This window comes from Bradyrhizobium sp., from assembly GCF_019244115.1.
Classification (GTDB): Bacteria; Pseudomonadota; Alphaproteobacteria; order Rhizobiales; family Xanthobacteraceae; genus Bradyrhizobium.
The window spans coordinates 1-9833 of record NZ_JAFATE010000259.1 but is presented as its reverse complement, the minus strand read 5'-3'; the positions used below and the strand labels follow the sequence as shown (position 1 = coordinate 9833).

Genomic DNA, 9833 nt, shown 5'->3' with positions numbered 1-9833 from the left:
GCCCGCGAGCGCGCCGCCGCGATCGGCCCGGCCGCCGCCGGTCAGCACCGTGGCGCCTTCCTGCTTGCCGATGTCGATGTAGCTCAGGATCTTCTCGAGCTGCTCGGTCGAGGCCTGGGCGCCGACCATCGTCGCGGCGTCGAGCGGGCTGCCCTGGACGATCGCCTCGACCCGCTTCAGCGCCTTGTCCATGAAGCGGTCGTAGATGCTCTCATGGACCAGCGCCCGGCTCGGACAGGTGCAGACCTCGCCCTGGTTCAATGCGAACATGGTGAAGCCCTCGAGCGCCTTGTCGAGGAAGTCGTCATCGGCGGCTGCGACGTCTGCAAAGAAGATGTTCGGCGACTTGCCGCCCAGCTCCAGGGTCACGGGGATGATGTTGTCCGAGGCGTATTGCATAATCAGCCGCCCCGTCGTGGTCTCGCCCGTGAAGGCGACTTTCGCGATGCGCTTGCTCTGTGCGAGCGGCTTGCCGGCCTCGATGCCGAAGCCGTTGACTACATTGATCACCCCGGGCGGCAAGATGTCCGCGATCAGCTCCATGACGACGAGAATACCGAGCGGTGTCTGCTCGGCCGGCTTCAGCACGACGCAATTGCCGGCTGCAAGTGCCGGTGCAAGCTTCCAGGTCGCCATCAGGACTGGGAAATTCCACGGAATGATCTGGCCGACGACGCCGAGCGGTTCGTGGAAGTGGTAGGCGACGGTGTCGTGGTCGATCTCGGAGAGGGCGCCTTCCTGGGCACGGACGACGCTGGCAAAATAACGCCAGTGATCGACGACCAGCGGCATGTCGGCATGAGTCGTTTCGCGGATCGGCTTGCCGTTGTCGAGCGTCTCGACCAGCGCAAGCAGGTCGAGATTGGCCTCGATCTCGTCGGCGATCTTGTTCAGCATGCGGGAGCGTTCCTGAACCGACGTGCGGCCCCAGGCGTCCTTGGCCTTGTGGGCGGCGTCTAACGCCAAGTCAATATCGGCCGCGGTGGAACGCGGGACCTGACAAAGCTGCTTTCCCGTGATCGGGCTTGGATTGTCGAAATACTTGCCCTCGACCGGTGCGACCCACTTTCCACCGATGAAATTGTCATAGCGGTCGCGGATGAGGACCTGCTTCGAGATCTTCTCCAAAGCCTGCTGGTACATGGCATTTCTCCCTGATGGTGACAGCGCCTTTTGGCGTCTGGATCGCGGTTCAACTTGTCGGGTCCGATCCCGCTTGGTCTGCGGTCCCGGCGGCCGGAGACCGACCTGATGGCGGGCAGGAATTGCGGGTCTAGATTCGCGGCACGGTTGGATTGCTCCTCAAGCGAAACCGTTGCCAGTCTGCGCTCCGCTCCCGCGCGTCGTCAACGTTATATTTGATGAAATACGACGTTGGTCGGTGCCCGACGGCTTAAGCCACTGGGATCGTTAAGCGTTCAAGGCAGTAGAATAACCGCGCATGGCTTGCCGGATGCAATATATCTATGAGAATATAGCGGAGGTGGAAGGAAAGGCTGTGAAGATGGGCCCGGAGGTGAACAATGATCCGTGATGTTTCAGCGATACATGACCTTGCCAACCAAAACGCATCGGACACGCAGCATCGATGCTCATGTTGCGACCGCATCATTCCCGCTCTTCCCGATGAGGACCTTGCGGTCGGGCTCAACGTCAAGCTCGGCCTTGTCTCGGACGAGTGCGCCCTTGTTTGCAACGCGTGCACTGCAAGCCTGATCGAAACGCGAATGCGCGAAGGAGCCGCATCTCCCCCTCGGAGATGATCGTCGCCGAGTCAACCAGATGACGCTTGCGCCTTCAGCGTGACGGTACTGGCTCTTCGGTCGCGTCAGCTGGACAATGGCGTGATCCATCCCTCTCGACCTAAGTTGCTGGCACATCGCAAGAGCCGACGTCGGAGCCGGACACCCGGCCAAACGGTTGCCAACCCAGGCGATCCGTGGTCCACCATGGGCGATGATCTCAGCACAACGCCTGCCGGTTTCACTCACGCCGCTTGACGTGGCGCTCGCCGCTCTGCTTCGCGGGCTGGAGCCGTCAGCAGTCGTTGAGCTTCCGGTAGGGGAAGCGCTGGGCTGCATCAGCGCCGACCTGCCGCCGCTCAAGGCGCATCCGCCGTACGATGTCGCGACGGCCGATGGATGGGCGTTGCGAGCCAACGATCTGGTCGGCGCATCCTCTTTCTCACCGCTGCCGCTCACGTCGGCGATTTGGCTCGAGGCGGGTGACCGCATGCCGAATGGCTGCGATTGCGTGGTCGAGCCCGATTCCGTCGACCAAACGGGCCCCATCATCCAGGCGCTGGTCGAGGCGATACCCGGGCAGGGCGTGCGCCGGGTTGGCGAAGATCTCGCAGAGGGGTCCGTTATCGGATCTGGCATGCGCCTTCGCCCCCTCGATCTCCTGGTCGCGCGGGCGGCCGGGCTGGAGACAATCAGGGTGCGTCGACCGAGGCTGCGCATTGTGAATATTCCTGCGACGAGCGGTGAGGTGATAACGGCGCAGCTGATCCATGACTGTGCGCGCTCCGCTGGTGGGGAAGTAACATTTGTGGAGGCCACTTCGCGCGATCCTGCGGCCGTCGCAGCGGCGTTCGAGCCCGCTGCCTGCGATCTGCTGATCACGATCGGCGGCTCTGGCATCGGCCGCACCGACGCGACCGTCATGGCATTGGCCCAACGCGGCGAAGTAATTGCGCACGGCATCGCATTGCGACCGGGCCACACGTCGGCCGTTGGGCGTATCGGGAGGACGCCCGTCATCGCCATATCGGGGTCGGCCGATCACGCGCTGGGCGCCTGGTGGACGTTAGCGCTGCCCACGCTGGATCGGTTGTCCGGCCGGCAGCCTCGTCCGGCAAGAGGGCTGCCGCTGGCGCGCAAGATCGCTTCTTCAGTCGGAATTGCAGAAATCACATTGCTTGGGCGCAGGGACGATAGCTGGGTGCCGCTGGCCGTCGGTGATCTGCCCTACGGGGCCATGCTCGCCGCCGATGCATGGCTCCTCATACCGGGCGGTAGCGAGGGGTATGCTGCGGGAACGCCGGTTGCCGCCTATATCTTGCGAGAATGAGCCAGAACCAGCAGACGAGAAGCCGCGGCAGTGTCGATCAGGATCAGTTCCTGACCATCCTGTCGCGAGAAGATGCGATCGAGCGATTCCAAGCCGCGCTGTTCCCGCGCCCGCTGCCCGGCGAGCTGCGCCGGCTTGCGGACGCGCTCGGCTGTGCGCTCGCTGAAGATGTCGTGGCGCGGATCGATGTGCCGCCGTTCGATCGTTCCAATGTCGATGGTTTTGCCGTGCGGTCCGCCGACCTTGCCCGCGCCGCCGAAACATCGCCAGTTCGGCTCGTGTTGAACGATGAGGTCATTGCCTGCGGCTTCGCGCCGTCCCGGCCGGTCCTGTCGGGAACCGCGACGCCGATCGCAACCGGCGGCCCGCTGCCGCGTGGCGCCGACGCGATCGTGATGGTCGAGCATACGCAACCCACAGGCAATCGGAGCATCGAGGTCCGGCGCGCCGCCTCGCCCGGTCAATTCGTCTCCTACGCCGGCTCCGATATCGCGCGCGGCGAGGCGCTGCTGCGCGCCGGCACCGTGATCGGATCGCGCGAAGTGGGCATGCTGGCGGCCTGCGGCATTGCGCAAGTTCAGGTCGTGCGCAAACCGCGCGTTGCGGTGCTTTCCACAGGGGATGAGCTGGTGGAGCCGGGTCAGGCCCTTCGCCCGGCCGCGATCTACGACACCAATGGCGCGATTGTCGCGGCGGCAATTGACGAGAACGGCGGCGAGGCGAACTTTCTCGGCGCTGTCGCCGACAACGAAGCCGCGCTGGAAGCCGCAATGCGACAGGCGCTCTCAGGACATGACATGCTGGTGCTCTCCGGCGGCACCTCGAAAGGCGCGGGCGACGTTTCGCACCGCATCATCGCGCGGCTCGGGCCGCCCGGAATCATTGCCCACGGCGTGGCGCTGAAGCCGGGCAAGCCCTTGTGCCTGGCGGTGTGCGAGAACAAGCCGGTGGTGATCCTGCCGGGCTTCCCGACATCGGCAATGTTCACTTTTCACGACATGATCGTGCCGGTTCTACGACGCATGGCCGGCCTGCCGCCGCGCACCGATGCAAAGGTCACCGCGAAGCTGCCGGTGCGGATCGCCTCCGAACTGGGCCGGATCGAGTTCGTGATGGTGTCGCTGGTCGAAGGCGCGGACGGCCTGATCGCCTATCCCTCCGGCAAGGGGTCTGGCGCCATCACGCCGCATGTGCGGGTGCCCGATCTCGTCATTGTCGGCAGTCATTGCACTGGACTCGACCTGGTCACGGCGCCGCTGGCGCGGGCCGGATTGACGGTGCGGTCGATCGCGGTCGGCAGCCTCGGAGGGCTCGCGGCGGCCAAGCGGGGCGAATGTGATCTTGCGCCGATCCACCTGTTTGACGAGAAGACCGAAACCTACAACACGCCCCATCTCGGAGAGGGGCTCGAACTGGTGCCGGGCTGGCGGCGGATGCAGGGCATCGTGTTTCGCAAGGGCGATAAGCGCTTTGAAGGCCTGGATGCGGAAGCTGCGGTGCGTGCCGCGCTTGCCGATCAGGGCTGCATCATGGTCAACCGCAACCAGGGCGCGGGCACGCGCATCCTGATCGACCGGCTGCTTGGCGGCGCTCGGCCGGAGGGTTACTGGAATCAGCCGCGCTCGCACAATGCCGTCGCCGCAGCGGTAGCGCAATGTCGCGCCGATTGGGGCATGACGATCGCGCCGGTCGCGCATGCATCGGACCTCGGCTTTATTCCTCTCGCTGAAGAGCACTATGATTTCGCGCTGGTCACGGCGCGCAAGAACCGGCCGGTAGTCAAGGCGTTTCTCGACGCGCTGGTCTCGGACGAAGCTCGCGCGGCGCTGGTCAGCGCGGGATTCAGGCCGGCGTGAATGGGGCGTGGAAGTAAAAAAGCACGATGTACGATCGAAATTGACAGCGAGATCGTGACTGGCGCTATTCGCCATGGGCCTTCCAGTATGGACCTTAGTCGATGAGCCTTACGCGCCGTTCCCTGCTTGCCGCCTCTGCGGCGCTGCTCGTGCCAAAAGCCGCGCGTGCGGCCACCATCACGGATACTGCCGGCCGCATCATCACGGTTCCCGAAACCGTGGCGCGTGTTCCCAGCGGGACCGCCGGCAGCGATCATGCTCTACACCCTGGCGCCGGATCTGCTGCTTGGCTGGCCCCGTGCCAATCGGGCGGATGAGTGCGCGTTCATGCTTCCGGACGTCTGCGCTCGTCCTGAGGTGGGACGTCTCACGGGACGCGGCAACACCGCCAACCTCGAATCGGTGCTGGCGCTCAAACCAGACCTGATCCTCGATGTCGGCTCGACCACGCCAACCTTTGCCTCGCTTGCTGCGCGGGTGCAGGAGCAGACCGGAATTCCGTACGCGCTGCTCGACGGCCGCTTTGAGGCGACTGCGTCTACTTATCGTCTGCTCGGCGCATTGACCCACCGCGATGCAGAACCTCTTGCGGCCTACACCGAGAAGACGCTCTCGACGATTAACGAGCGGGTCAATCGCGTTCCAGAAGATCAGCGTCCAAGGGTTTACTACGCCCGCGGACCGCGCGGGCTGGAGACCGGGCTGGGCGGCGCGATCAACGTAGAGACGATTGAGTTCCTCCGCGCCCGCAATGTCGCCGCCGAGCGCCAGGGTGGCCTTGCCACGGTGTCGATCGAGCAGGTGCTCGTCTGGAATCCGCAGGTGATCGTCACCATCGATCGCGACTTTGCCGACAGCGTGCGGAGCGATCCCCAATGGGCGCAGGTGGAAGCGGTCCGCACCGGCCGGGTCTACCTGTCGCCAAAACTTCCCTTCGGCTGGGTCGATTTCCCGCCATCCGTCAATCGGCTGATTGGGCTCTGGTGGCTCGCCAAGATCTTTTATCCCGATCATTTCGACGAGGATATTCGCGCGGTGACGCGCGATTTCTATTCCCGCTTTTATCACGTGGCGCCCTCCGATGCCGATATCGGCCGTGTGCTCGAGGGCCGCGGGTGATAGCCTGCCGCAATGGCTCGCTCCAGCGCACCCGGTTTGCTGATTTCCTTCCTGGTCCTTCTTGCGGGACTGCTGCTCGCATTCACAGTCGGACGTTATCCGATTAGTGTCGGCGAACTCTTCGCCGTTCTCGCTGCCAAGCTCACGGGCCACGCGCCAGACGTGCCGCCTGCGGTCGAGAACGTGATCTGGCACGTGCGTGGGCCGCGGGTCCTTGCGGCAAGTCTCGTGGGAGCTGCGCTCGCCGTCGCGGGGACGGCGTTCCAGGGGTTGTTCCGCAATCCTCTGGTCTCGCCCGACATTCTCGGCGCTTCCTCCGGAGCGGCACTTGGAGCCGTGCTCGGCATCTTTGTCTCGCTCGGCGTGTTCGCGATCCAGGCGCTGGCGTTTGCGGCGGGCTCCTCGCTGTGGCTTCCGTATACGCGATCGGATCGGCCGTTCGGACGCGGGATCCTGTCCTGGTCCTGGTGCTCGCCGGCGTCGTCATCGGGGCGCTGCTGGGCGCAGGTGTCGGCCTGATAAAGTATCTGGCCGATCCCTATAACCAGCTTCCTGCCATGACCTTTTGGCTGCTCGGCAGCCTGGCCGCGACCGGGCCTGCCGATCTCATCCCGCTGTTTGGGCCGGTTGCGCTCGGTACGCTGGCGCTGCTTGCACTGCGTTGGCGCATGAACGTAATGTCGCTGCCGGATGAAGAGGCGCGCGCGCTCGGCGTGCCCACGGGCTCGCTGCGGGTCGCGATCGTAGCGGCGGCAACATTGGTTACGTCTGCCAGTGTCGCGACGGCGGGCATCATTGGCTGGGTAGGACCTGTGGTGCCGCATATCGCGCGCACGCTGGTGGGACCGGATTTCGGCCGGCTGATCCCCGCGGCCGCTTTGATCGGCGGTGGATTTTTGCTTCTGATCGATACACTCGCCCGCACCATCGCCGCGGTCGAGATTCCGCTTGGCATCCTCACCGCCTTGGTCGGCACGCCGTTCTTCGTATGGCTGCTCGCCAGCGTCTCGAAGACCTGGTCGATGGAATGATTCTCTCCGGCCATGACCTGACCATCGGCTACCGCGATCGCGTGGTCGGAAGTCATCTCGACGTTGCCCTGAAAACGGGTGAGGTGCTGGCGCTCTTGGGCCCGAACGGCGGCGGCAAGACCACGCTGCTCAAGACGCTGCTTGGTCTGCTGCTGCCCATCAGCGGCGAGGTAACGCTCGGCGATCGGCCGCTGGCGGCCTATACCGCCCGCGAGCGCGCACAGCGCATCGCCTATGTGCCGCAATCGCACGCGGCAACCTTTGCCTTTACCGTCGAGACCGTGGTGCTGGTGGGACGCACGGCGCATGGCAGCCTGTTCAGCGGGCCGAGCACCGCCGACCGCGCGATTGCTGGGCGCATGCTGGAGCGTCTTGGGATCGCGCATCTCGACGATCGTCCCTACACCAAGATCTCCGGTGGCGAACGGCAGCTCACGGTCCTGGCGCGCGCGTTGGCGCAGGAGCCACAGTTCATCGTGCTGGACGAGCCGACTGCGAGCCTCGGCAATCAGGGACGTGTCATCCGCGAGATCCGCGCGCTTGGCGCTGCAGGGCATGGCGTGCTGTTTACGACGCACGATCCGAACTACGCACTGCGCGCCGCCGACCGTGCGTTCCTCCTGCGCAGCGGCGCCTGTCTTGCGGAGGGCGAGGTCCATGCCGTGCTCGATCGCGGGCAGCTGGAAGCGCTCTACGGCGCGACGATTGCGCACATTCATGATCCGGACACCGGCGAAGGTGCGTTCCTGCCGGAATAAAGCGCTCGATCGAGCCGTCATGCGAACCGTCCAAATTGTACGAAAACGCCACCGAAATCGCGCCGCTGGGGCTCCGGATATTGCGGAGCGCTCGCTTCAGCCATAGCAACTGGGTCCGTGTGCCTTCCTGATCACCATTCGCAACTGAGGCGAGACGCGCGAAGATGCCAAAACGCGAATCGATGCTCCGATCTGCAGTGGAAAGGCTCGGCCTGACGGTTCCTGAAGCCGCGGCACTCTCATCCTTGGGCCAGACGTCCCTCTACAAGGCCATCAGGGAAGGGCGGCTGCGAATCCGAAAATATGGCACGCGCACGATCATCACGCGCGCGGATCTGACGTCGTTCTTGGAAAACCTGCCCAACAAGACCGAACAGCCCGAGCGATGACATCCTCGTCCGCGCCAGGTGGATAGCCCGAATCCTCAGGCAGCCCTCATCGGCATCACATTGCTCTTGGGTCGTTCTGTCGCGAAGTCGGCGAAGGTCTGCATGACGAGCAGGCGCTTCTTGAGGGCCTCCCCCCGCTTATAGGCCTTTTCGGCCGCATCGCCCGTGATGTGATGCAGGCAGTGCTCGACGATCTCCTCCTCGAAGTCGGTCTCTTCCTGCGCCCAGGTTCGAAACGTTGTCCGGAAACCGTGCACAGTGAGGGATTCATCTCCGCTGATTTCCTTCAGATACTTGAGCATGGTCATGTTGCTCATGGGCTCTTTCAGACTGCGACCGGGGAATACAAAGTCGTCACTGACGCGATCCGCGTGGGCCGCGCGCAAATAGGCCAAGGTCTGTCGCGGGAGTGGCGTGCGCTTGGGCCGCTCGTTCTTGGTGCCGAGGACGCCCAGATTCCAGATTCCACCGTCGAGGTCGAGTTGCGACCACCGCATGGTCTGCACTTCCGCCGTTCGTGCGAGGGTGAGGATGGTTACCTCGAGTGCTCGCGCGCTTTGCGAGGAGGTGCCGGCAAGCTTTTGCATGAACGCCGGAAGATCCTTGTAGTCCATGGCCGTGTGTCCACCCCGAATTGTTCCGCGCCGGCGTTGCTTGGGCATGATCGGCTGGAGCCGGCTGGCCCAATCAGCGGGGTTATCCTTCGGCCGCAGATTGTGGGCGATCGCGGCATCGAGAATCTTCTTGATGATCTGACGCGTGGTCCGCGAGATATCGGGCCGTTGCCAAACCGTCATGAGCACGTTCACGACATGCGGGGTCTCGATCTCGTGAAGCCGATGCTTATGAAGGGGTTTGCAAATGACCTGCACGATGCGCTTGAGTTTGGCTCGCGCGGCCTTGTGCCTCATTCCGGTCTCGTAGGTCTGCCGCCATTCCTCGGCGAACTCGCCGAACAGGCGCGACCCGCAAGCGCGGCGTTTCTCTTCGTCGCGATGCTCTCTCGGATCTATCCCCTTGGCGAGGAGCCGCAAGGCGTCGATCGCCTTTTCCTTGGCGTCGGAGAGCTTGAGCCCGGTTTCCTTGGCCGAGCCAAAGCCCATCTTCTTGACGATGCCGTTGCGCTGATAGCGGAACGCCCAGCGGCGGCCGCCGGTCGGCGAAACGACAAGGTAGAGATTGTTGCCGCATGGATATTCGCCGGGTCCGACGGACAGATAGTTCTTGGCCGTGATCTCGGGTTTCTGAGTTAGAAGCTGCATGGGAGATTCGAACTCCTGTCCCTCGCTGAAAAACCGCCGACTTCGCGAAGGGAGATTCTAACTCAGATCGAGGGACGGCTAAAGGGTCGTAGCGGAGGGCTCCGCCGATCATAGCCGGCAGGCGCCCAACGGCCGCCGATAATGCGATAAAGCCTTACGCCGCAAGGGTTTCTTGCATGTCGTTACGGTGACCAGCGATGGTGGGCGAAGGGGGGCGAAGGCGGGCCTGGCGCGCTCGGAAGGATTCGAACCTCCGACCCTCGGAATCGAAATCCGATGCTCTATCCAGCTGAGCTACGAGCGCGTCGAGGGTCGATTAGCAGAGTTGGCGGGCGCGAGCCAGCAG

7 protein-coding genes, 1 tRNA gene and 1 pseudogene are annotated in these 9833 nt (G+C 64.0%); 6 read left to right on the top strand and 3 right to left on the bottom strand.

All coding sequences use genetic code 11. The annotated features are described in order from the left end of the window. The coding region (locus JOZ76_RS11700; RefSeq protein WP_291698785.1) for an aldehyde dehydrogenase family protein at positions 1-1143 on the bottom strand (1143 nt) is incomplete at its 3' end. A gap of 813 nt (positions 1144-1956) precedes the next feature. On the opposite strand from JOZ76_RS11700, the gene JOZ76_RS11695 reads away from it, so the two are divergent. The 6 genes and pseudogenes from JOZ76_RS11695 (at position 1957) to JOZ76_RS11670 (ending at position 8225) form a co-directional block, all read left to right on the top strand. Beyond that, entirely contained in the window at positions 1957-3072 is a 1116-nt protein-coding gene (locus tag JOZ76_RS11695) for a molybdopterin-binding protein (protein ID WP_291698784.1), read from the top strand. After that, positions 3069-4928, top strand: coding sequence for a molybdopterin biosynthesis protein (locus tag JOZ76_RS11690; RefSeq protein ID WP_291698783.1), 1860 nt, complete (start codon positions 3069-3071; stop codon positions 4926-4928). The genes JOZ76_RS11695 and JOZ76_RS11690 overlap by 4 nt, the downstream gene beginning before the upstream one ends. 255 nt (positions 4929-5183) lie before the next feature. Further along, positions 5184-6047 (top strand): iron ABC transporter substrate-binding protein, encoded by an 864-nt coding sequence (locus tag JOZ76_RS11685; protein WP_291698782.1) that lies wholly within the window; start codon positions 5184-5186, stop codon positions 6045-6047. Positions 6048-6059: 12 nt separating this feature from the next. Beyond that, positions 6060-7078 (top strand): annotated as a pseudogene (locus JOZ76_RS11680) (FecCD family ABC transporter permease). Next, positions 7036-7836: an ABC transporter ATP-binding protein gene (locus JOZ76_RS11675; RefSeq protein WP_291698781.1), complete on the top strand. Its 801-nt coding sequence runs from the start codon at positions 7036-7038 to the stop codon at positions 7834-7836. The pseudogene JOZ76_RS11680 and the gene JOZ76_RS11675 overlap by 43 nt, the downstream one beginning before the upstream one ends. Before the next feature lie 164 nt (positions 7837-8000). Beyond that, the gene (locus tag JOZ76_RS11670; protein WP_366938564.1) at positions 8001-8225 is read left to right on the top strand and encodes a helix-turn-helix domain-containing protein; all 225 of its coding nucleotides are present in this window, start codon (positions 8001-8003) and stop codon (positions 8223-8225) included. A gap of 35 nt (positions 8226-8260) precedes the next feature. Here the strand turns inward: JOZ76_RS11670 and JOZ76_RS11665 are convergent, their stop codons facing one another. Both JOZ76_RS11665 and JOZ76_RS11660 read right to left on the bottom strand, forming a co-directional pair. Next, positions 8261-9487 carry a tyrosine-type recombinase/integrase gene (locus JOZ76_RS11665; protein WP_291698779.1) on the bottom strand — a complete coding sequence of 409 codons (1227 nt, stop codon included), beginning with the start codon at positions 9485-9487 and terminating at the stop codon, positions 8261-8263. Positions 9488-9714: 227 nt separating this feature from the next. Then, positions 9715-9791 (bottom strand) — tRNA-Arg (locus tag JOZ76_RS11660). Between the last annotated feature and the right edge of the window lie 42 nt (positions 9792-9833).

Coding starts and splice junctions, on each gene's coding strand:
- JOZ76_RS11695 (WP_291698784.1), top strand. CDS start 1,957: ATGATCTCAGCACAACGCCTGCCGGTTTCACTCACGCCGCTTGACGTG.
- JOZ76_RS11690 (WP_291698783.1), top strand. CDS start 3,069: ATGAGCCAGAACCAGCAGACGAGAAGCCGCGGCAGTGTCGATCAGGAT.
- JOZ76_RS11685 (WP_291698782.1), top strand. CDS start 5,184: ATGCTCTACACCCTGGCGCCGGATCTGCTGCTTGGCTGGCCCCGTGCC.
- JOZ76_RS11675 (WP_291698781.1), top strand. CDS start 7,036: ATGGCTGCTCGCCAGCGTCTCGAAGACCTGGTCGATGGAATGATTCTC.
- JOZ76_RS11670 (WP_366938564.1), top strand. CDS start 8,001: ATGCCAAAACGCGAATCGATGCTCCGATCTGCAGTGGAAAGGCTCGGC.
- JOZ76_RS11665 (WP_291698779.1), bottom strand. CDS start 9,487: ATGCAGCTTCTAACTCAGAAACCCGAGATCACGGCCAAGAACTATCTG.